The sequence below is a fragment of the Stenotrophomonas maltophilia group sp. Smal32 genome (genome assembly GCF_030237085.1).
Taxonomy (GTDB): domain Bacteria; phylum Pseudomonadota; class Gammaproteobacteria; order Xanthomonadales; family Xanthomonadaceae; genus Stenotrophomonas; species Stenotrophomonas maltophilia_Q.
The window spans coordinates 1-22047 of sequence record NZ_JASJSI010000071.1; the positions used below are offsets into that span (position 1 = coordinate 1).

20 protein-coding genes and 1 riboswitch are annotated in these 22047 nt (G+C 68.3%); of the genes, 11 read left to right on the plus strand and 9 right to left on the minus strand.

Annotated elements, in window-relative coordinates; all coding sequences use genetic code 11:
- Positions 1-204: 204 nt before the first annotated feature.
- Positions 205-2106 (minus strand): asparagine synthase (glutamine-hydrolyzing), encoded by a 1902-nt coding sequence (gene asnB, locus QRO91_RS15735; RefSeq protein WP_197650820.1) that lies wholly within the window; start codon positions 2104-2106, stop codon positions 205-207.
- A 350-nt stretch (positions 2107-2456) separates the two neighbouring features.
- On the opposite strand from asnB, the gene QRO91_RS15740 reads away from it, so the two are divergent.
- Both QRO91_RS15740 and QRO91_RS15745 read left to right on the plus strand, forming a co-directional pair.
- Positions 2457-3146 (plus strand): winged helix-turn-helix domain-containing protein, encoded by a 690-nt coding sequence (locus QRO91_RS15740; protein WP_004154050.1) that lies wholly within the window; start codon positions 2457-2459, stop codon positions 3144-3146.
- Positions 3143-4489 carry an ATP-binding protein gene (locus tag QRO91_RS15745; protein WP_106549787.1) on the plus strand — a complete coding sequence of 449 codons (1347 nt, stop codon included), beginning with the start codon at positions 3143-3145 and terminating at the stop codon, positions 4487-4489. The genes QRO91_RS15740 and QRO91_RS15745 overlap by 4 nt, the downstream gene beginning before the upstream one ends.
- Here QRO91_RS15745 and QRO91_RS15750 read toward each other — a convergent pair.
- Together QRO91_RS15750 and QRO91_RS15755 are read right to left on the minus strand one after the other, a co-directional pair.
- Positions 4486-5955, minus strand: a complete 1470-nt coding sequence (locus QRO91_RS15750) for a HAMP domain-containing sensor histidine kinase (protein WP_197650821.1) — start codon at positions 5953-5955, stop codon at positions 4486-4488. The two genes, QRO91_RS15745 and QRO91_RS15750, sit on opposite strands and share 4 nt — an antisense overlap.
- Positions 5952-6671, minus strand: a complete 720-nt coding sequence (locus QRO91_RS15755; RefSeq protein WP_005407947.1) for a response regulator transcription factor — start codon at positions 6669-6671, stop codon at positions 5952-5954. Before QRO91_RS15755 ends, QRO91_RS15750 begins: the two co-directional genes overlap by 4 nt.
- A 144-nt stretch (positions 6672-6815) precedes the next feature.
- Here QRO91_RS15755 and msrB point away from each other — a divergent pair, with 144 nt between their 5' ends.
- The 4 genes from msrB (at position 6816) to QRO91_RS15775 (ending at position 11604) form a co-directional block, all read left to right on the plus strand.
- Positions 6816-7388 (plus strand): peptide-methionine (R)-S-oxide reductase MsrB, encoded by a 573-nt coding sequence (msrB, locus tag QRO91_RS15760; protein WP_049432259.1) that lies wholly within the window; start codon positions 6816-6818, stop codon positions 7386-7388.
- 2 nt (positions 7389-7390) lie between these two features.
- Positions 7391-9160, plus strand: coding sequence for a cytochrome c biogenesis protein DipZ (locus QRO91_RS15765; RefSeq protein WP_197650822.1), 1770 nt, complete (start codon positions 7391-7393; stop codon positions 9158-9160).
- Positions 9161-9174: 14 nt separating this feature from the next.
- Positions 9175-9912, plus strand: coding sequence for a peptide-methionine (S)-S-oxide reductase MsrA (gene msrA / locus QRO91_RS15770; RefSeq protein ID WP_197650823.1), 738 nt, complete (start codon positions 9175-9177; stop codon positions 9910-9912).
- Positions 9913-10152: 240 nt separating this feature from the next.
- On the plus strand, positions 10153-11604 hold the full coding sequence (locus tag QRO91_RS15775; RefSeq protein ID WP_197650824.1) for a PLP-dependent aminotransferase family protein: 1452 nt from the start codon (positions 10153-10155) through the stop codon (positions 11602-11604).
- Positions 11605-11682: 78 nt separating this feature from the next.
- Here the strand turns inward: QRO91_RS15775 and bioD are convergent, their stop codons facing one another.
- Positions 11683-12366: a dethiobiotin synthase gene (bioD, locus tag QRO91_RS15780; RefSeq protein ID WP_197632516.1), complete on the minus strand. Its 684-nt coding sequence runs from the start codon at positions 12364-12366 to the stop codon at positions 11683-11685.
- 68 nt (positions 12367-12434) lie between these two features.
- Between bioD and QRO91_RS15785 the strand changes: the two genes are divergently transcribed.
- A complete protein-coding gene (locus tag QRO91_RS15785) occupies positions 12435-12917 on the plus strand; it encodes a GAF domain-containing protein (RefSeq protein WP_197650825.1) in 483 nt (160 codons plus the stop codon).
- A complete protein-coding gene (locus QRO91_RS15790; RefSeq protein ID WP_049432277.1) occupies positions 12914-13276 on the plus strand; it encodes a TfoX/Sxy family protein in 363 nt (120 codons plus the stop codon). Before QRO91_RS15785 ends, QRO91_RS15790 begins: the two co-directional genes overlap by 4 nt.
- Positions 13277-13365: 89 nt before the next feature.
- On the opposite strand, the gene QRO91_RS15795 is transcribed toward QRO91_RS15790, so the two are convergent.
- Positions 13366-13944 carry a histidine phosphatase family protein gene (locus QRO91_RS15795; RefSeq protein WP_049432279.1) on the minus strand — a complete coding sequence of 193 codons (579 nt, stop codon included), beginning with the start codon at positions 13942-13944 and terminating at the stop codon, positions 13366-13368.
- A 143-nt stretch (positions 13945-14087) separates the two neighbouring features.
- Positions 14088-14311, plus strand: a riboswitch (cobalamin riboswitch).
- Between the two features lie 114 nt (positions 14312-14425).
- Between QRO91_RS15795 and btuB the strand changes: the two genes are divergently transcribed.
- Complete coding sequence (gene btuB, locus QRO91_RS15800; protein WP_197650826.1) at positions 14426-16270, plus strand: TonB-dependent vitamin B12 receptor; 1845 nt, start codon at positions 14426-14428, stop codon at positions 16268-16270.
- Positions 16271-16360: 90 nt separating this feature from the next.
- Here the strand turns inward: btuB and gph are convergent, their stop codons facing one another.
- The 3 genes from gph to QRO91_RS15815 all read right to left on the minus strand — a co-directional run bounded on the left by gph (position 16361) and on the right by QRO91_RS15815 (position 18810).
- A complete protein-coding gene (gph, locus tag QRO91_RS15805; RefSeq protein WP_285310464.1) occupies positions 16361-17029 on the minus strand; it encodes a phosphoglycolate phosphatase in 669 nt (222 codons plus the stop codon).
- A 63-nt stretch (positions 17030-17092) separates the two neighbouring features.
- Positions 17093-17884 carry a class I SAM-dependent methyltransferase gene (locus tag QRO91_RS15810; protein WP_197633791.1) on the minus strand — a complete coding sequence of 264 codons (792 nt, stop codon included), beginning with the start codon at positions 17882-17884 and terminating at the stop codon, positions 17093-17095.
- Entirely contained in the window at positions 17881-18810 is a 930-nt protein-coding gene (locus QRO91_RS15815; protein ID WP_197633790.1) for a LysR family transcriptional regulator, read from the minus strand. Before QRO91_RS15815 ends, QRO91_RS15810 begins: the two co-directional genes overlap by 4 nt.
- 107 nt (positions 18811-18917) lie before the next feature.
- Between QRO91_RS15815 and QRO91_RS15820 the strand changes: the two genes are divergently transcribed.
- A complete protein-coding gene (locus tag QRO91_RS15820; RefSeq protein ID WP_049432288.1) occupies positions 18918-19556 on the plus strand; it encodes an NAD(P)-dependent oxidoreductase in 639 nt (212 codons plus the stop codon).
- Positions 19557-19717: 161 nt separating this feature from the next.
- Positions 19718-20629 (plus strand): MBL fold metallo-hydrolase, encoded by a 912-nt coding sequence (locus QRO91_RS15825; RefSeq protein WP_049432290.1) that lies wholly within the window; start codon positions 19718-19720, stop codon positions 20627-20629.
- A gap of 318 nt (positions 20630-20947) precedes the next feature.
- Here the strand turns inward: QRO91_RS15825 and dinB are convergent, their stop codons facing one another.
- Positions 20948-22036, minus strand: coding sequence for a DNA polymerase IV (dinB, locus tag QRO91_RS15830; protein WP_049432292.1), 1089 nt, complete (start codon positions 22034-22036; stop codon positions 20948-20950).
- Between the last annotated feature and the right edge of the window lie 11 nt (positions 22037-22047).

Consider the following 22047-nt stretch of genomic DNA (forward strand, 5'->3'; position numbering starts at 1 on the left):
CGCCCCGACGAGGCTCGGCGTGCGGTGGGTAGAGCGCAGTGCTCGCGGCAGCGTTTCAAGGAGGCGCCGATAGATTTCGAACGCAGGGCGGAGGCCCTTGCGTACGAAGTAAAGGGGGAGGTGACGGCCAACGGCCGGCGCCGGAGGACATTCGTACGCAAGGGCCTCCGCCCTGCGCTACGCACAACACACCGCGAGGGAACCTCAGCGCCCGCGATTACCGTGCCAATGCTGGTGCCACGCCTGGAACATCAGCACGTTCCACAGGTGCGTGTGCCACTTGCGCTCACCGCGCAGGAACGCCTCCCAGATACCGCGCACCCGCGCCGCATCGAAGCAGCCCTGGTTGCGCAGCAGCTGCGGGTCCAGCAGCGCCTCCGCCCAATCGCGCAGCGGGCCGGCCAACCAGCGCGCCATCGGCGGCCCGAAGCCGCGCTTGGGGCGATACACCAGCGGTTCGGGCAGGTAGCGCGCCAGCAGGTGCTTGAGGATCAGCTTGTGCTCGCCATCGTGGTACTTCAGGTGCTGCGGCAGGCGCCAGGCCAACCGCACCACCTCCATGTCCAGCAGCGGTGCACGCGTTTCCACACCCGCCGCCATGCCGGCACGATCGACCTTGGCGAGAATGCCTTCGGCCAGGTCCATGCGGAAATCCAGCAGCTGGATGCGCGCCTCGGCCGGCAGCGCGGTGTCCTGCTGCTGGAAGATCGTCATCGGCTCGCGTGCGCCCAGCACCACCTGCGCCGGCTGCCGCCAGCGCGTCACGCGCTGCAGGTAGTGGCCTTCCACGTCGTTGGCAGCGACCTCGGCCACCAGCGCACGCCAGCCGCCGAGGCGGCCACGCTCCACGTTCATGCGGTTGCCGCTGCGCCGTGCCAGGTCACGCACCCAGTCCGGCAGGCCACCGCACAGGCGTGCATTGCGCAGCGCGCGGCCGTAGCTGGGGTGACCGAAGAACAGTTCATCGCCACCATCACCGGTCAGTGCAACCGGCTTGCGAGCGCCCAGCAGTTCGCTGGCGAGCAGGGTCGGCAGCTGGGAGGCATCGGCGAACGGCTCGCACCAGACCTGCGGCAGGCGCTGCAGCAGGTCCAGGCCCTGGCGCGCGTCCATGCGGTGCAGGTGATGCTGCACGCCCAGGTGGCGCGCGACCTGCGAGGCCCAGTCGCTCTCATCATGGCCGGGATCGTCGAAACCGACCGTCCAGGCTTCGATCGGCAGGGTCGACTGCGCCTGCATCATTGCGGTTACCAATGAAGAATCGGTGCCACCGGACAGGAACGCGCCGCAGGCCAGCGGCGAGTGCATGCGTGCGGCAATGGCCTTCTGCAGTACCGCTTCCAGCTGGTCGGTGGCCTGCTCCAGGCTGGGTTCCGGCTGCAGTGGTTCCTGCAGTGCGCTCTGCATCGCTTCGCGTGCGCACCAGTAGCGTGAGCCGCCCTGTGCGGCCTGGCTGGAACCGCCAGCCGCATGGTCATTCAGATCGATGCGCAGCATCGCGCCTGCCACCAGCTTGTGGATGCCGCGGTAGATGGTGTGTGGTGCCGGCACGTAATCATGGCGCAGCAGCAGGCTCAGCGCATCCTGGTCGATGCTCGGCGCGAAACCGGCGAAGGCCTGCAGCGCCTTCAGCTCGGAGGCGAACAGGAACTGGCCCTGGTACCAGCCGTAATACAGCGGTCGCTCGCCGACCGGGTCGCGGGCCAGCCACAGTTCGCGCGACTCGCGGTCCCATACGCTGAAACCGAATGCGCCCTCGATGCGGGAGAGCGCCCGCTCCACGCCCCATTCGACGATCGCCTGCAGCAGCAGCCGGGCATCGCTGCAGCTGCGCGGCAGATCGCGCAGCTGCGACTGCAGGTCGGCCCGGTTGTACAACCGGCCATCCAGGCACAGCACGTAACGACCACAGTCCGAACTCAGGGGCTGCAACGGCGTATCGGTGGGCGCCCGGCAATGGCCCAGCGCCAGGCCGGCCTCGGCGTCGGTCCAGTAGCCGATGCGGCCACGGCCGCGCTGCTGCAGGGCGCGCAGCATCGGCGCCAGCTGCTGCAGCAGGTGTTCGTCCTCGGCGGGCGGCAGCCAGGCCCCGACCACGCCGCTCATCGGGCACCTCCGCAGCGGCAGCGGCGGGAAGGGTTCAGCAGGCAGGCGGCGGCGGGCGACATGGGAACGGCACGCGGAGCGGAGGAGACTCCATGCTCGGCCCGCCCCCGGCCCCGCGTCAGTCGCTTTGCTGTCAGCGATGGTCACCGCATGTATCACGAAGGTAACGTTTTGTAACAGCAACAGGCTATGCTGGACGCCAAGTTGTTGCCGGGCCTGAGGCTCGGCCCGTGCGCCAGCAACCCCGGCTGAATGGCGCCCGCCCCCGGGACCCGGGCGGCCCGAAGGCTGGGATAGCATCGCCGCGCTCGTGCCGTGGCGGTACGTTTGCGTCCACGGAGGCCTTGAAAATGCTGGATATCGTACTGGTCGAAGACGATGCCCGCCTGGGTACGATGGTCAGCGACTATCTGCAGCGGCATGGCTACCAGGTGGCCCACGAGCGCAGCGGTGAGCGTGCGGTGACCCGGATCCTGGCCGAGAAGCCGGCTCTGGTCCTGCTCGATGTCGGCCTGCCCGACCAGGATGGTTTCGAAGTGTGTCGGCAGATCCGGCCCCACTATGACGGCATCATCTGCGTGCTGACCGCCCGCACCGACAACATCGACCAGGTACTGGGACTGGAACTGGGCGCCGACGATTACATCGGCAAGCCGATCGAACCACGGGTGCTGCTGGCCCGCCTGCGCGCCCACCTGCGCCGCCACCGCCGGGTCGAGCCACGCGACGGCAGCCTGCGCTTCGGCGAGCTGAACATCGACCCGTCCACCCGCAACGTGCACCTGCAGGGCGCCCTGCTGGAACTGACCACCGCCGAGTTCGACCTGCTGTTCCTGCTGGCCAGCAACGCCGGCCAGATCCTCGACCGCGACGCGCTGCTGCGCGGCCTGCGCGGGATCGCTTTCGACGGTCTGGACCGCTCGATCGATGCCCGCATCTCGCGCCTGCGCCGTAAGCTGGGCGACAACCCGGAGCAGCCGGAACGGATCAAGACCGTGCGCGGTCGCGGCTACCTGTTCAGCCGCTCGGCATGGGGATGAAGCGCACGCCCTCGGCGATGCGCGGCCACGCCTTCCACTTCCTGCGCTACGGCATCGGCTTCCTGGTCGCCCATCTGCTGCTGATCGTGCTCGGCCTGTGGGCCTGGGACGCGCTGCTGGAAGACCGCACCGAGGCCGGCCTGCAGGCCGAAATGCGCGGCACCCATGCCCTGCTGCAGCACCGCTTCGCCGAAACCCCGCGCGAGCAGTGGCCGACGCTGGCGCGCGAACTGGACGCCGACTTCGCCTATGCCCTGCGCATGGTGCCGTTGGCCGAGGCGATGAAGGAGCTGCCGGCCAGCCAGCGCCCCCCCTTCAACAACGGCCGCGTGCAGATCGACCTGGAGCACATGCGCAGCCTTCAGCGGATCGGCGACAGCGACTATGCAGTGATGCTGGGGCCGTTGGACGAAGCGCTGCCCGACGAGGGCTGGCAGGACAGCGAAGTGTCCGGCGTGGCCATCCTGCTGCTGATCCTGATGGTGGCCGTGGCACTGCCGATGTACGTGATGGTCTACCGCCTGTGGCGCGACGTCTCGCAGTTGGCGCAGGCGGCACGGCAGATGCGCGACGGACAGCTGGACACGCGTGCGCCACGCGCCGGCACCGCGCTGGTGCGGCCGCTGGCCAATGCCTTCAACCACATGGCCGAGCAGCTGCAGCAGCTGCTGGAAAGCCAGCGCGTATTGGCGCAGGCGGTGGCACATGAAGTGCGCACCCCACTGGCACGGATGCGCTTCGGCCTGGCCGACCTGGAGGACACCGCGCTGGACGAGATCCAGCGTGATGCCCTGGGCGGCCTGCGCACCGATGTCGATCGGCTGCAGCACCTCACCGATGCCGGCGTCGAGTACGCCGCACTCGGCCGCTGCCATCAGCTGACCCGGCAGCGCCTGCAGCTGGCGGCACTGGTACGCGGTGTGGTCGCCCAGTTCGCGCCGTTGCCGATGCCCGTGCAGCAGGCGCTGTCGCCGGTCGGCCTGGTCAACGTCAACCGGCACATGCTGGAACTGGCATTGCGCAACCTGCTCGGCAATGCCCTGCGCTACGCACGACGCCAGATCCGCATCGCCAGCACGGTCAACGACGGCTGGCTGTGCCTGCAGGTGGAGGACGATGGCCCCGGCATCGCGCCCGAGCTGCGCGGCCAGGTACTGCAACCCTATGTGCGCCTTGACCCGGGCAGCCCCGGTTTCGGCCTCGGCCTGGCCCTGGTGCAGGTGGTGGCCGACAAGCACGGTGGTCACGTGGAGGTGACCGATTCGGAGCTGGGCGGTGCCTGCATCCGCCTGCACCTGCCGCTGGAAAGCGGCGGCGTGGTGGAGTGCGAGGCGGCCTGCTAGGCCGCCGGTTCCGCGCGCGGCAACGCAAACACGAACAGCGCGCCGCGCTCGCTGTCATGCAGTTCGATGCGACGGCCGTGCAGCTGCACGATGCGCTGCACGATCAGCAGGCCCAACCCGCCGTTCTCGCCACGTCGCGCACCGAGCGCGGCCGGTGCCTGGAACAGCTGCGTGCGCAGTGCAGGGGCAACACCTGGACCATCATCGGCCACGCTCACCTCCACGCTGTCCGGCGTCGCGCACAGGCGCACCTCGATCCGGCCCCCCTCGGGCGCATGCCGCAGCGCGTTGTCGAGCAGGTTGGTCAGCACCCGCTCGACCAGGCCCAGATCGGCGCGCACCAGCGGCAGGCCTGGCGGGAAATCCGCGTGCAGGCGCTGGTTGCGCGCCTGCGCCGCCAATTCGAATTTCTGCAGCACGTCCTGCAGCAGTTCCGGCAGCGCGAACACCTCCCACTCCAGCCGTACTTCGCCGTGCTCCAGCCGCGCCAGCTCGAACAGCGCGCGTGCCAGCCGGCCGACCTTGGCACTCTGCGCCAGGGCGATACCGAGATAGCGGCGGCGCTCGTCCGGTGACAGCGTGGCATCCTTCAATGCCAGCGTTTCCAGGTAGCCGTGCAGCGACGACAGCGGCGTGCGCAGATCGTGCGAAATATTGGCGACCAGCTCGCGCCGCTGCAGGTCCTGCTGGCGCAGCTGCTGCCATTGCTCACCCAGCCGCTGCGCCATCTGCGCGTGCGCGTGTTCCAGGATCACCAGTTCGTCGCGCTCACCGTGGCGCAGCGGCTCGGGCGGCGGCAGCGGCGTCGGCGCATCGATGTCGAAGGCCTGGATGCGCCGGGTCAGCCGCCGCAACGGGCGGGTCACCCAATAGAACGCTACCAGCCCGGCCAGCAGGCCCAGGCTGCCGACCAGCATCACCGACCACAGCGTGGTGTTCCACTGGCTGCCGGCGGCAAGGTCGTCGGACAACATCTGACGGTGTTCGCCGACCAGCACCACGTACACATAACCGGCCTGGCGACCCTGCACGATCAGCGGCGCGGCACTGAACACCTTGCGGCCATCCGCGCTGCGCGGGTCATCGCCGAGGATCGGCAACGGTGCACCGGCCAGCAGCCGGCGCAGCGGCGCCACGTCCACCCGGTTGCGCACCAGATGGCCTGTGGGCGCATCGTGGCCGAGGATGCGCCCCTGGTCGTCCAGCAGGTAGACCTCGACGCTGGGATTGACCGCCATCAGCTGGCCGAACAGCGCGCGCACCGCGGCATCGCGCATGCCGCTGGTGTCCATCAGTTCGCTGCGCTGTGCGATGTGCTCGGCCAAGCCCAGCGACAACCGCTGCACCACTTCCTGCTCGTGGCGTGTATTGGCGCGCATCTGCAGCGCCAGCAACGCCATGCAGCACATCAGCATCAGCGCGGCGATCACCGCCGCCAGCTTCTGCCACAGGTTCGGCTTGATCATGCCGCCGCCCCGGCCGGATCGACCAGCTTGTAGCCGCGCCCCCACACCGTCAGCAGTCGCCGCGGGTTGGCCGGGTCCGGCTCGATCTTGCTGCGCAGCCGATTGATGTGGGTGTTGACCGTGTGCTCGTAACCGTCGTGCTGGTAGCCCCAGACCTGGTTGAGCAGCTCCATGCGCGCGAACACCTGGTCCGGATGGCGAGCAAAGAACAACAGCAGGTCGAACTCACGCGGGGTCAGCTCCAGCGCGTTGCCATCCACCGAAGCGGTGCGCGCGACCGGGTCCAGCTGCAGCCCGCCCAGCTCGATCGCACCGGCATCGATGCGCGCGCTCTGCGCCATCGCCTCGGCCCGGCGCAGCAGCGCACGCACGCGGGCCACCAGTTCCGGCATCGAGAAGGGCTTTGCCAGGTAGTCATCCGCACCCAGTTCCAGGCCAACGATGCGCTGCGTTTCGCTGCCACGCGCGCTGATGATGATGATCGGCACATAGCGCGCCATCGCGCGTGCACGCTGACAGACCTGCAGGCCGTCCACGCCGGGCAGCATCACGTCCAGCACCAGCGCATCCCATGGCCCTTCCTGCTCAAGCAGGCGCAGGCCGGCGTCGCCGCTGGCGGCATGGGCGACGTCGTAGCCCTCATCGCCCAGGTGCATGCGCAGCAGGTCGGCGATGTGGGCATCGTCTTCAACGATCAGCACGCGTTTGGTGGACATCGGCAGCTCGGGGCCAGTGGGGAGGCTGGCTGCATTGTGGCGCGGGACGGCCGCCGATACCTCACGAAAAATTGAATCCTGCGTGAGGATTCGTTGACCCGGGCGGGCGCAGCATGGCCCCGTCGCCCCTTCCCGGAGTCCGCCATGTCCCTCACCCGCCGCCACCTGCTGGGCTTGGGCGGTGTTGCCACCGCCGCCGGCCTGCTCGGCCTGGGGGCCTGCAGCCGTGCCGCCCCAGCCGCCGCTGAAGCACGTCCGGCACGACAGTTCGAGGTCATGCACAGCGATGCCGACTGGCGCCAGCGCCTGACCCCGGCGCAGTACGCGGTGCTGCGCCAGCAGGCCACCGAGCGCCCGTACAGCAGCCCGCTCAACAAGGAGCACCGGCAGGGCACGTTTGCCTGCGCCGGCTGTGCGCTGCCCCTGTTCTCCTCCTCCACCAAGTTCGAGAGCGGCACCGGCTGGCCCAGCTTCTGGGCGCCGCTGCACAACGCCATCGGCGAAGACCGCGACGTCACCTTCGGCATGCTGCGGGTGGAAGTGCACTGCCGCCGCTGCGGCGGCCATCTCGGCCACGTGTTCAACGACGGCCCGCGCCCGACCGGGCTGCGCTACTGCATGAACGGTGCGGCCATGGTGTTCGTTCCCGGTGCCGGAGAGGGCACCGCTGACGGCTGGCGCGTGCCGGTCGGTTCTTCCACCACTTCCGGAGCCTGACCATGCTGCTGTTGCTGCTTGCCTATCTGGGGGGCGCGCTGACCCTGCTCAGCCCGTGCATCCTGCCGGTACTACCGTTCGTGTTCGCACGTGCCGACCGCCCCTTCCTGCGTAGCACGCTGCCGCTGCTGCTGGGCATGGCAATCACCTTCACCGTGGTCGCCAGCCTGGCCGCGGTGGGCAGCCAATGGGTGGCACAGGCCAACCAGATCGGACGCTGGATCGCCTTGCTGCTGATGGCGCTGTTCGCGCTGGCATTGCTGTGGCCGCGGCTGGCCGACCATCTGCTGGCGCCGTTCCAGCGCGTGGGTGCGCGGCTGAGCGCGCGTGCAGATGCCGCCGATGCCGCAGGTCATGGCGGCGCATGGACCTCGCTGCTGATCGGCATCGCCACTGGCCTGCTGTGGGCACCCTGCGCCGGGCCCATCCTCGGCCTGGTGCTGACCGGTGCCGCGCTGCACGGCGCCAGCGTCGGCACCAGCACGCTGCTGCTGGCCTACGCGCTGGGCGCCATCACCGCGCTGGCGCTGGCGGTATGGGTGGGTGGCCGCGTGTTCCGCGCGCTGCAGGCGCGGCTTGGCCTCGGCGACGTACTGCGCAAGGTGCTGGGCGTGGCCGCGCTGCTGGCGGTGGTGGCGATCGGGCTTGGCTGGGATACCGGCCTGCTGACCCGCCTGTCCACGGTCAGCACCGCGCGCATCGAACAGGGCCTGCTGGATGCCGTTCCTGGTGCGCAGCCGGCAGCATCGCCGATGATGATGATGGCGGGTCCCGATGCGGGTGCCGATGCACCGCTACCGGTCGAAGGCACCCTGCCCGCGCTGGACGGTGCCACAGGCTGGCTCAACAGTCCGCCGCTGACGGCCCAGCAACTGCGCGGCAAGGTGGTGCTGGTCGATTTCTGGACGTACTCCTGCATCAACTGCCTGCGCGCGATGCCGTTCGTGCACGAATGGGAACGCCGCTACCGCGACCACGGGCTGGTGGTGATCGGCGTGCATACGCCCGAGTTCGCCTTCGAGCGTGACCCGCGCAACGTCATGAAGGCGGTGCAGCAGCTGAAGGTCGAGTACCCGGTGGCGCTCGACAACCAGTACACGATCTGGCGCGCGTTCAACAACCGCTACTGGCCGGCGCAGTACTTCGTTGATGCGCAGGGCAACATCCGCGGCCACCAGTTCGGCGAAGGCAACTACGCACGCTCGGAACAGGTGATCCGCCGCCTGCTGACAGAGGCCGGCCAGACCAATCTGCCGCCGCCAGCCGATCCCGCCGCCGCGGACCTGCAGGGCGTGGCCGTGCAGGCCGACATGGGCAATCTGCGCTCGCCGGAAACCTACCTCGGCCACGCCCGTGCCGAGCAGTTCGCCTCACCCGGTGGGCAACGCGGCGACACCGCGTTCGACTACACATTGCCGGCCACCCTGGCGTTGAACCAGTGGGGCCTGTCCGGACGCTGGACCGTTACCGACGAGGCTGCGCAACTACAGCAGGCCGGTGGCCGCATCGCCTTCCAGTTCCATGCGCGCGACCTGCACCTGGTGCTGGCGCCGGGCCAGGAAGGAAAGCCAGTGCGCTTCCGCGTCCTGCTGGATGGCAAGCCGCTGCCCGCTGCCGATGCCGGCAGTGATGTCGGCGCCGATGGCAGCGGCGTGGTCAACGAGCACCGTTTGTACCAGCTGGTGCGCCAACGCGGCACGGTCGGCCCGCACCGCTTCGAGATCGAATTCCTCGATGCGGGCGTGCAGGCCTATGCCTTCACCTTCGGTTGAACCGGGAGCACAAGATGAAACTCTCCTTTGAACAAGGCATCGCCGCCGGTGTTGCAGGTCTGGTGGCCACGGCATTGATCGCCGGTGTGCTACTCGTTGATCACGGCGCCATCGCGGCACCGGTCGAAGCCAGTGCACAGACCCAGGCACTGCCTGTACCCACGGGCGATGCCGCATTCCGCGATGACGCCACCCACGCCAGCGTTGTGTTTGCCGGCGGTTGCTTCTGGGGCGTGCAGGGCGTGTTCCAGCATGTCAAAGGCGTGAGCAATGCGGTGTCCGGCTACATCGGTGGCAGCGCTGCCAACGCAGGCTACGAACGGGTCAGCAGCGGCCAGACCGGTCATGCCGAGGCGGTGAAGATCGACTACGACCCGCGCCAGGTCAGCTACGGGCAATTGATGCAGGTGTTCTTCTCGGTGGTGCACGACCCGACCCAGCTCAACCGCCAGGGGCCCGACCACGGCAGCCAGTACCGTTCGGCGATCTTCACTGACGACGCCCGCCAGCAGGCCGCCAGCCGCGCCTATATCGCCCAGCTCGGCCAGGCCGGCAGCTACCGCGCACCGATCGTCACCCAGCTGGTCAGCGGCCAGCGCTTCTACCCGGCCGAGAGCTACCACCAGAACTACATGACCAACTACCCGCAGGCGGCCTACATCCGCTACTACGACGCGCCGAAGCTGGCCGCCCTGGGCAAGCAGTTTCCGGCGCTGTACCGGCGCGATGCGGTGCTGGTGCCGATGCGCTGACGGCATTTCCCCTGGGGCTGATCGGTGCTTGGCGCTGCTCTTCTGTAGAGCCGAGCCCCCGCTCGGCTGGTGTTGGCGCTAAAGCAGCCGACCATCGGCTCGGCTCTACACAAAAAAAGGCGCACGGCCATCCAGCCGTGCGCTTGGAAAGTACCGGCCGTGCCCCGATCAGGCCCGGCCGACAACGACATGCTAGGCTCGTCATCTTCATGGGTACAGCACCAGATGACGGGATATTCGATGGATACAGATGACCAGGCCTCGATGATTCCCCCCCGCTACCAGCGGCTGTCCGATGAACTGGCCGAGGCCATCCACGGCGGCCGGCTTCCAGTAGGCAGCCGCCTGCCGTCGCTCCGGCAGATGGCGTTGCAGCGCCGGCTCAGCCTGAACACGGTGATCGCCGCCTACCGCCAGCTGGAAGACGCCGGCCTGGTGATTCCCCGGCCCAAGGCTGGCTTCGAGGTCGCGCCACGGCTGTCGGTGCCGGAACGGTCGTTGCGCGATGTGCCCTCGGCGCCCACCGCACCGCTGCAGCAGGTGCTGATGGCGCGCGTGCTTGAGGCGCAGCGCCGCCCGGGCGTGATCGATCTGGCCTTCGCCGGCCCGCGCGGTCGCCAGTTCTACCCCGGCGCGCAGCTGGCCAAGCACACCGCGCAGGTACTGCGCCATGGCCAACAGACGGTGGAGACCTACGCGCGCCCGAATGGTTCACCGCGGCTGCTGGCGCAGATCGTGCGCCGTGGTCCGCGCATGGGCCTGCACACCCACGCCGAGCGCCTGCTGCTGACCCACGGTGCAATGGAAGCGCTGCAGCTGGCGTTGCGTGCAGTGACCCAGCCCGGCGACGCGGTCGGCATCGAAGCACCGTCCTACTTCAATCTGTACCCATTGCTGGCCAACCTCGGCCTGCAGGCCATCGAACTACCCACCCACCCGCAGCACGGCCTGGACGTCGACGCGCTGGATGCGATGCTGGAGCACACGCCGCTGGCCGCGCTGGTGGTGATGCCCACGGTGCACAACCCGCTGGGCTGCACCATGCAGACCGCAGACAAACAGCGCCTGGCCGAGCTGGTCAACGCGCGCCAGCTGCCGTTGATCGAAGATGCGGTGTACGCCGAGCTGCAGTTCTGCGAGCCGCCGGCGCCACTGCTGAAGGCGTTTGATCGCGACGGCTGGGTGATGGTCGTCGGCGGCTTCTCCAAGACGCTGGCGCCGGATTACCGCATCGGCTGGCTGGATGGCGGTCGCTTCGCCGAACGCATCGCGCTGCTGAAGTTCCAGTCCACCGGTGGCGAGCCACAGCTGCTGGGTGATGCGGTGGCGGCCTATCTGGAAGCGGGCAGCTACGAACACCACCTGCATCGCATGCGTCGCCTGTACCGTGAACAGGTTGGACGACTACGCCAACTGGTGGCCGAGCACTTCCCGGCCGGCACCCGCGCCACTGAACCGCAGGGCGGCTTCCTGCTGTGGGTGGAACTGCCGGGCATCGATACGCGCGAACTGTTCGAGCGTGCGCTGCAGGAGGACATCGTGTTCATGCCCGGCCAGGTGTATTCACGTGGCGCGCGGTATCGCCATTGCCTGCGGCTGTCGTGCTGCCAGACGCTGGATGCGCGCTTCATTGGCGCGGTGGAGCGGCTTGGCGCGATCGCGCGGGAGCTGGCAGTGCGCCAGCTCCTGTAGAGCCGAGCCTACGCTCGGCTGCCCTTCGCTGACGGTCCCCGCTGAGCCGAGCATGGGCTCGGCTCTACAGGAAGCAGCTCAGTCGAGCAGGTGCGTACTCAGGATCTGACCATCCGCCCCCGGCAGGTACGGCAAGCGCGCCCAGGACGGCATCGGCAGGCGCTGCCGCAGCGTGGCGATGTTCTCATCCTGGCGTTGCATCGCCGGGTCGATGTGGCTGCCAATCCAGCCCAGGCAGTCCACGCCGCTGGCCTGCAGCGATTGCGCAGTCAACCGCGCGTGGTTCACGCAGCCCAGCCGCATGCCCACCACCAGCAGCACCGGCAACTTCAGCGCGCGCACCAGATCGAGCTGATCCAGCGTGGCCGATACCGGCGCCAGCCAACCACCAACACCCTCCACCACCACGACATCGGCCTGCGCACGCAGTCGTTCGAACGCAGCCACGATCGGCGCCAACTCCACCTGCACGCCATCCTCGGCAGCGGCCAGCTCCGGTGCCAACGGCTGCCGCAGCGCATAGGGGTTCAGGTCCGCGTAGTCCGGCACCGGCCAGCTGGCCGCCTGCAGCGCCAGCGCGTCCTCGTTGCGCAGGCCCTGCCCCAGGTCCTCACTGCCGCTGGCCACCGGCTTCATCCCGACCGCGCGCAGGCCGCGCCGGCGCAACGCATGCAGCAGGGCGGTACTGGTGGCGGTCTTGCCGATCCCGGTATCGGTGCCGGTGACGAACAGGGCGGGCGGCAGCGTGGCGGGCAACGGCATCGAAGGGCTCCAACAGGGCAACAGTGTGTGCATTATCGCCGGCCCGGCGCGCTTGCTAGACTGCAACCATGTTCGCCAATGCCTCGCTCACCGGCAGCAAGCCGGAACAATACGCCCAGCTGCTGGAACAGGCCCGAGGCCTGGTCTACGGCGAGTCCGACCGCATCGCCAACGCGGCCAACCTCTCTGCACTGGTCTACCACGCCCTGCCCGACCTGAACTGGGTGGGCTTCTACCTGTACGACGGCAAGGAACTGGTGGTCGGCCCGTTCCAGGGCCTGCCGGCCTGCGTACGCATCCCGCTGGACAAGGGCGTGTGCGGTGCCGCCGCCAGCCAGCGCGTGACCCAGCGCGTGGAGGACGTCGATGCCTTCCCCGGCCATATCGCCTGCGATTCGGCCTCGCGCTCGGAACTGGTGGTGCCGCTGCTGCGTGGTGATGAACTGATCGGCGTGTTCGACATCGACAGCCCGAAGGTCGGCCGCTTCGACGCCGAGGATCAGGCCGGGCTGGAAGCCATCGCCCGCGTGTTCGTCGAGGCGTTGAGATGAGCGCACCGAAGCTGCGCAACATCGGCCCGAAAAGTGCGGCGTGGCTGCGCCAGGTCGGCCTGCGCAGCCGCGACGACCTGGTCGCGATCGGAGCCGTCGGCGCCTTCGTCAAGGTCAAGCGCGCTGGCTTCAAGCCCAGCCTGAACCTGCTTTACTCGCTGGAAGGCGCGTTGCTGGACTGCCATTGGCAGGAGCTGAGCGAGCCACAGCGCGAGGCACTGGTGCAGGATTACGAAGCGCGCATCGCTGCGCATCCGCTGAAGGCAGCCGGCCCGGCCTCGGGCCCGGTGCATGAGCAGCGCTTCGATGCCGATGATGACGCTGAGGACAGCCTGACCCAAGGCGCGGACGAGGATTGAGCCGCGCCCTTCTGTAGAGCCGGGCCCCCGCTCGGCTGGCCTTTCTGATCGAAGTGCAGCCGAGCATGGCTCGGCTCTACAAGAGCAGATCAGGGCTGCTGCAGCTCCAGCAGCTCGCCCACCAGTCCGACCTCGCCACGCTCCAGCCACACCCGCAGGCGGGTGCCGTGGTCGATTCGCAAGGCCCAGCACAGCGACATCGGCAGGCCGCAGACCTGCGACAGCACCATGCGCAACGGGCCACCATGGCTGACCACCAGCGTCGGCACCGGGTCATCGTCATCAAGCAGGCGATCCAGCGCGCGCGCGATGCGCCGCTCGAAATGTCCCCAGCTCTCGCCGTTCGGCGGCGGGAACGCATGCGGATCGGCGTGGAAGGCCGCCAGTGCGTCCTCCGGCAGATCGAACAGCGACTGCCCGTCCCAATCGCCGAAATCCAGCTCTTCCCATTCCTCATCCGCTTCCACATCCAGCCCGCGCGGCGTGGCCAGCGCCATGGCGGTGTGCAGCGCGCGCAACCGCGGCGAGCTGATCACCCGCTCCCAGGGCTGCGCGGCATATGCCTCGATCAGTTCCTGCGGCAGGCCGGCCAGCTGCGGTGGGTCGCTGCGGCCATCAAGGTATTCATCACGGCCATTGCCGGCATGGCGGACCAGGTCGAGGATCATGCGTGCGTCCCGGACGGGCGACACAGGTACAGCGGAAAACGGGCGGACATCGGCAACGGCACCACGGGATCGAGCAACCATTCTAAAGGCACGGCCGAGGCAGTCGAGCAGGCGTAACGCAACGGGAGTGCCTGCGATGCCGTAGACTGCGCCCACTTCCAGGTGACCTGCGGCCATGGCCGGCAGGTTGAAACGGGAAGCCGGTGACGCGTGATTCCACGCCAGGCCGGCGCTGCCCCCGCAACGGTAAGCACGTCAGTTCCAGGCAACAACGCCACTGTGCCACGGGCATGGGAAGGCGCCTGGACGGTGGCCTCGCGCCACCCGGCGGCAAGCCCGGAGACCGGCCCGGAAGCCTCAGGTCGCGATGCGGTGGGCATGGCGCTGGATGACCGCAGCGTGCGCTGCGGCGTCGGCGCATGCCTGCCTTCGCGGCTCCTCCCCTTCGCCACGCGGGCGTGCGTGGCACCTGGAGTCCCTCATGAAGCTGCAGTCCCGAATGCTGTCCCTGGCCGTGCTGGCCGCCCTGCCCGCGCTGGCCCAGGCCGCCGATGACACCACTGCGCTCGACCAGATCCTGGTCACCGCCACCCGTACCCCGATTGCCCTGCAGGACAGCATCGCGCCGGCACAGGTGATCGATCGCGCGCAGATCGAATCCAGCCAGGCCACCTCGCTGCAGGAACTGCTGCGCGGCCGCGCCGGCATCAACCTCACCAATGCCGGCGGGCTCGGCAAGCAGAGCTCTCTGTTCCTGCGCGGCACCAACTCGGGCCACACCGTGGTGCTGGTCGATGGCGTGCGCATCAACAGCGCCGACCTCGGCCTGGCCATGTACCAGGACCTGCCGCTGGCGCAGATCGAGCGCGTGGAAATCGTGCGTGGCCCGCAGTCGAGCCTGTACGGCGCTGACGCCATTGGTGGCGTGATCCAGATCTTCACCCGCCGCAACCAGGGCGACTTCGCCCCGCATTTCCAGCTTGGCGGCGGCAGCAACGGCCTGCGTGAAGCCAGCGGTGGCATCGGTGGCGGCACCGAACGCGGCTGGTTCGGCGCCGATATCGCCTACCAGCACTCCGATGGCATCGATGCCTGCCGCGGTTCTTCCTCGGTGTTCACTGCCGGCTGCTTTGCCGACGAACACGACCGCGACGGCTACCGCAACCTGTCCAAGAGCCTGCGCGGCGGCTACAGCTTCAACGACCAGTGGAACGTGGAAGGCAGCGCACTGCGCGCCGACGGCAAGAACCATTACGACGGTTACTACAACTATTCGGAAACCCGCCAGCAGGTGCTGGCCGGCAAGGTGCGCTACACCCCGTCCGAGCGCCTGGCATTCACCGCCAACGTCGGCCGCAGCGACAACGAGTCGGACAACCTCGGTGATTCCGGCGCGCGTGGCAACGCGCAGACCCACCGCGACAGCGCCTCGCTGCAGGGCGACTTCGGCGTGGCCGAGGGCCAGCTGCTGAGCGCAGGCGTGGACTGGAGCGAAGACAACCTGGATGGCAGCAGCGCGGGTTACCTCGTCGACAGCCGCCGCAACACCGGCGTATTCGTGCAGTACCAGGGCCGCTTCGGCCGCCACCAGCTGCAGGCCAGCGCGCGCAACGACGACAACCAGCAGTTCGGCAACCACGCCACCGGCAGCGTTGGCTGGGCGATGGGACTGGGCCATGGCCTGCGCGTCAATGCCAGCTATGGCACGGCGTTCAAGGCACCGACCTTCAGCGATCTGTACGGCCCGTGGAGCGGCGTGCCGACGTTGAAACCGGAGAAGTCCAAGAGCGCCAACCTCGGCGTTTCGCAGCAGGGCCAGGGCTGGCACTGGGGCCTGGACGTGTATGAAACCCGCATCGATGACCTGATCACCTACGATGCGGCGACTTTCAAGATGCAGCAGGTGGAGAAGGCGCGCATTCGCGGTGCCGAGCTGACTGGTGGCCTGCTGTTGGCCGGCTTCGACATCAACGCCCAGCTGAGCTACACCGACCCGCGCAACCGCACCGGCGGCAGCACCCAGTTCGACAACTGGCTGCCGCGCCGCGCGCAGCAGACCGCGCGCCTGGACATCGACCGCCGCTTCGGCAACCTCCGCGCCGGCCTGACCGTGCAAGGTGCCGGCAAGCGCTATGACAACGCCAGCAACTCGGTGAAGGTCGGCGGCTACGGCACCCTGGATCTGCGTGCCGAGTACGCGCTGACGCCGTCGTGGTCGCTGCTGGCGCGTGCCGCCAACGTGTTCGACCGCAGGTATGAGACGGTGGCGTGGTTCAACCAGCCGGGCCGTGAGTACCAGTTGAGCGTGCGTTACCAGCCGAAGTGAAAGAAGGCGCCGGGCATTGCCCTGCGCTTCTCTGTAGAGCCGAGCCCATGCTCGGCTCAGGCAGCAAAGCAGCCGAGCATGGGCTCGGCTCTACACCGGGACGCCGGCGGCCAATCCCGGCAGTTCACGCAGGTCATCGATCACCGCCACCGCATGCGCGGTGGCCAGGTCCAGGCCGCGCGGATAGCCGTAGCGCACCAGTGCGATCGGCATGCCGGCGTCTTCGGCGGCGCGGTAATCGGTCAACGAATCGCCCACCATCAGGCAGGACTCCACCGGCAGCCCGAAGTGCGCGGCGATGTGCCGCAGTGGCTCACCGCTGGGCTTGCGCTGCGGCAGCGAATCCCCCCCCAGTACCAGCGCGAATACATCACCGATACCCAGGTGCTGCAGCAGCGGCGGCACCAGTGCTTCGGGCTTGTTGGTGCAGATCGCCAGCGGCACGTTGCGCGCACGCAGTTGCGCCAGCGCTTCGCCCACGCCATCGAACAGGCGCGGGCTGCGCAGCAGGCACTCACGGTAGTGCACCATGAACACCGGCATCACCTCGGCCAGGTCCACCTCGCGGCCAGCGGCCTGCACCGCCTGTTCGACCAGGCGGCGCACACCGTCGCCGATCCAGCCCAGCACGGTGGCTTCCGGCACGCGTGCCATGCCGATGGCTTCCAGCGTGCGGTTCAGCGCTTCGGCGATGTCAGCTGCGCTGTCGACCAGCGTGCCATCGAGATCGAATACGACCAGCGGATAGGGATACGACAAGGGACGACGCCTGTACAACGTGGGGCCGTCCATTGTACGCCGCGCTTTTCCCCGGGATCCGCCTCAGCCGATCCTGCGTGCGCGGGTGGCCAGAAAGGTGGGCAGGTAACGGTCGATCAGGAAGCGCGGCGTCGGCTGCCAGTCTTCCATGAACCGATCAATCACGAAGCCTGCATCCAGCTGCCCGCCGATCAGTTCGGTCAGGCTGTGGCCAAAGGTCAGGGCATCCCCGCGGGCGAGTTTCGCCTCACGCTCTGCGGCGGGCAGGTCTTCCAGGTCCGAATAGGGAATGGCGTACTGCGGCCGGATCAAACCCTGTGCATCCAGCTGCGGATCACGTGCACCGACGAACAGCACCGGGTTGTAGAAGCTGGCCATCAACATGCCATCGCGCGCCAGCACGCGGCGGCATTCGGTCCACACCGGGCGCACGTCGGGTACGTACAGGTTGGAGATCGGGTGGAACACCACGTCGAAGCTGTCGTTGGCGAAGGCGTGCAGATCGCGCATGTCACCCTGCACCGTGCGCAGCTGCAGCCCATCACGCGCCGCGACCCTGCGGTCCTGCTCGAGCTGGCCATCGGACAGGTCGAACACGGTCACCTCCGCACCGGCCGCCGCCAGCACCGGGGCCTGCTGGCCACCGCCCGAGGCCAGGCAGAGGATGCGGCGGCCGCGCACATCACCCAGCCAGTCCAGCGGCAGCGCGCGCGGGGTCAGGTGCACCTGCCAGCGGCCATCGCGCGCGGCGGCAATCGTTGAGCTTTCCACCGGGCGCGACCATTCGCGCACTTCGCTGGCCTGGCGGTCCCAGGCAGCACGGTTGTGGTCGATCAAGGCCTGTCCATGGTTCATGTGTTCTCCTTGCCCGGTGGGCGCCAATCCAGATCCTGGAAGGCCGGGCTGGCGAAACACTCGGCCAGGTAGTCCAGGAATCGCCGCATGATAGCGGGCTGCTGGCGCCGCGACGCGTACACGGCATGAATGCCGAGTTCGTCCAGGCTGAACTCGGGCAACAACTCGATCAGCTCGCCACTGCGCAGCAGCGGCGCCACCTGGTAGGTCGGCAGCATGGCGATGCCGGCACCGGCACGCACTGCTTCCAGCAACAGCGAGGCCTCGTTGGCGCTGATGTTGCCGCCCACCACCACCGACAGTGAACGGCCATCGCGGTGCAGCTGCCACAGGCTCTTGCCTACGTAGTGATGGGTCAGGCAGTTGTGCGCGGCCAGGTGTTCCGGTGCGGTGGGCGTACCGCGTGCCTGCAGGTAGGACGGCGTCGCGCACAGCACCGAGCGACAGGTGGCCATTCGTCGCGCAATCAGGCTGGGGTCGATCTGGCGGGCGATGCGCACGGCCAGGTCCACGCGCTCTTCCACCAGGTTCACCATGCGGTCGACCAGCAGCAGTTCGATGCGCGCCGCCGGGTGGCGTGCGACGAAACCTGCCACCGCCCGCGCCAGGTGGGCCTGCCCGAACGACACGCTGGCGGTCACCCGCAGCGTGCCGTGCGGCTCGGGATCGTCGCTGGCCAGTTCGCCCTGCAGCGCCTCGCCGATGGCCAGCATCTGCCGGAAGCGCGCCAGCGCCGCCTCGCCGGGGCCGGTCAGGCTGACCCGACGCGTGGTCCGGTGCAGCAGGCGCGCGCCCAGCCAGCCCTCGACCTCGGCCAGGTAGCGGGTGACCATCGCCCGCGACATGTCCAGCACCTCGGCGGCGGCGGTGAGGCTGCCGCGCTCGGCCACCTCGACGAACACGGTCATGGCGGTCAATCGGTCCATATGCTCGATCCATGCAACAAACAAGCGCGTTATACGCTGTTTTTCGAGCGACTGCAGCGGCCTAGAGTGGCCCCATTCCCCCCCACACCGCCCCACGGAGTCCTGCCATGAAGATCGCCCTCGTTGGTTCCACCGGCAACATCGGCCGCCAGATCGCCCGCCACGCGCTGGCCAACGGCCACGAACTCACCGTCATCGTGCGCAGCGCGCAGGACCTTCCGGTCGAACTGGCCGGTGCCCATCCGGTGATCGCCTCGCTGGATGACCAGGACGCGCTGGTCGCCGCCATCGCCGGCCACGACGTGCTGGCCAGTGCCTATGGCCCGCGTCCGGGCGATGACATCGGCCGCGTCGGCGAAGTGGCCGCGCAGCTGGCCGCCGCCGCCCGCAAGGCCGGTGTACCGCGCCTGGTGGTGGTGGGTGGCGCCGGCAGCCTGGAAGTCGCGCCGGGCGTGCAATTGGTCGATACCCCCAACTTCCCGGAGGCCTACAAGCCGTACGCGCTGGCCCATCGTGAAGCCTTCAATCGCCTGCAGGCGGTGGACGACCTGGACTGGACCTTCTTCTCGCCGGCCGCCGAAATCGGCCCGGGCGAAGAGCGCGGCCAGTACCGCGTGCAGCCCAAGAGCTTCCTTGCCGACGCCAGCGGCCACAGCCGCATCAGCTACGCCGACTACGGTGCTGCGTTCGTCGCCGAGCTGGAAGCGCACCAGTACCCGAAACAGATCATCACCGCGGCGTACTGATCACGGCGCCCGCCGGGCATGACCCGGCGCTACCTACCTGTAGAGCCGAAGGCAACGGCAGGAGCCGTTGCCAACGTCGCTTGCGACGGCCCGTAGGGGGCCGCGCAAGGACGCTCGGCATAGCCCACGCTCGACTCCGCATCCGACACAAGGAATTGCCCATGCGCACCGCTGCCCTGCTGCTTCCCCTCGCCTTGGCCGCAAGTTTCACCAGTACTCCGCTGATGGCCGCACCGGCCACCCCGGCACCGGCCACGGCAACGAAATCCCAGCTGTACCTGCAGACCTTCCATCCCGGCCCGCAGGCGCTGTTCTCGGTGTCTTCAGTACTGATCGAAGGCCGCCACGACGCGATCCTGGTCGATGCGCAGTTCGGCGCCAGCGACGCGCGCAAGCTGGTCGAGCTGATCCGCGCCAGCGGCAAGCAGCTGACGACGATCTATATCAGCCACGGCGATCCGGACTACTACTTCGGCCTGGCCACGCTGCAGGACGCCTTCCCGCAAGCGCGCATCATCGCCACCGCGCAGACCGTTGCCCACATCCAGCAGACCCAGGCCGGCAAGCTGGCTTACTGGGGGCCCAAAATGGGTGCCGACGTGCCGGCACGCATCGTGGTGCCGCAGGTGCTGGATGGCGATGCCCTGCAGCTGGAAGGCCAGCGCCTGCCGCTGATCGGCCTGGATGGCCCGACCCCGGACCGCACGGTGCTGTCGGTGCCGTCGCTGCGCGCGATCGTCGGCGGCATTCCGGTGGTGGCCGGTGAACACGTGTGGATGGCCGACACGCAGACGCCGAAATCGCACGCCGACTGGCTGCAGACCCTGCAGCGGCTGCAGGCGCTGAAGCCGAAGGTGGTGGTGCCGGGGCATTACGCGCCGGGTGCCGCGCTGGATGCGAGTGCGCTGGCGTTCACGGCGGACTACATCCGCGCGTTCGATGCCGAGGCGGCCAAGACCAAGGACAGTGCTGCGCTGGTGAAGGCGATGCAGGCGCGCTACCCGAAGCTGGCGGGCGTGGAGTCGCTGGAGTTGAGTGCGAAGGTGGCCAAGGGCGAGATGCAGTGGCCATGAGGTAGGGGGTCTTTTGCAGGGCTGCGCCCTGCACCTGCTCAATGCAACGGCAACAGCCGAAGCAACAGCAACAGTTGGCTATCCGTGGGATGGCGAGGTGGGTCCGGTTGCGGGGGACGCCGTAAACCCATCCCTGGGGGCTTGGCCGCGGCATCCATGCCGCGGACACCCCCGCAACCGGACCAACCCCGCCTTCGACGGTTCTCTGCGATCTGTCTGGATGGCATGTCTCCGCAACCTGTCTGGATGGAATGACCTGCTCCTGGTGGGTGTCGACCCTGGTCGACACGTAGATCCACGCCATGCGTGGATTAACGATCAGGGGGGATCGGTCTGGGTGTGCTCGAACAGTTCCCCCTGCACCACCGGCTCCTTTTCGCGGAAACCACCCAGGCCGACGCCGACCAGGCGGTAACGCGTCTCGGCCGGCAGATCCACCCTCGCGCGCAGCGACAGGGCGATGTCACGCAGCTCTTCCATCGATTCCGGCGGGCGCTCCGGGGTGAAGCTGCGGGTGAGGATGCGGAACTGCGCGGTCTTCAGTTTCAGTACCACGGTGTGGCCGATGCGCTCGGTCTTGCGCGTGGCGTTCCAGGTCTTCCCGGCCAGCTGCACGATCGCCTCGGTCAGGTCTTCCAGCAGCAGGTCTTCGGCGAAGGTGTCCTCCGAGGAAATCGACTGCACCTGCTGGTCCGGCTCCACCGGCCGCTCGTCGATGCCGCGTGCGCGGTTGTACAGGCTGCGCCCGAAGCTGCCGAATGCCTCTTCCAGGTCGATCAGCGCCCACTGCCGCAGGTCACCGCAGGTGACGATGCCGCGCGCGGCCAGCTTGCCTTCCATGACCTTGCCGACGCCGGGCACCCGGTTCACCGGCAGCGGTGCCAGGAACGCATCCACGCGCTGCGGCGGAATCACGAACTGGCCATCAGGCTTGCGCCAGTCCGAGGCGATCTTCGCCAGGAACTTGTTCGGCGCGATCCCGGCTGAAGCAGTCAGGTTCGTTTCCTCGCGGATCTGCGCGCGGATGGTGCGGGCGATGTCGGTGGCCAGTTCGATGCCACTCTTCGGCTCGGTCACGTCCAGATAGGCCTCGTCCAGCGACAACGGCTCGACCAGGTCGGTATGGCGAAGGAAGATCGCGCGTACCTGCTGTGACACCGCCTTGTAACGCGTGAAGTCCGGCGGCACGAAGATCGCATCCGGGCACAGGCGCTCGGCACGCACGGCGGGCATCGCCGAACGCACACCGAACACGCGCGCCTCATACGAGGCCGCGCACACCACCGAACGTGCGCCGCGCCATGCCACAACCACCGGCTTGCCGCGCAGTGACGGATCGTCGCGCTGCTCCACCGACGCGTAGAACGCGTCCATGTCAACGTGGATGATCTTGCGCAGTCGGGTCATGTCAGGTGGAA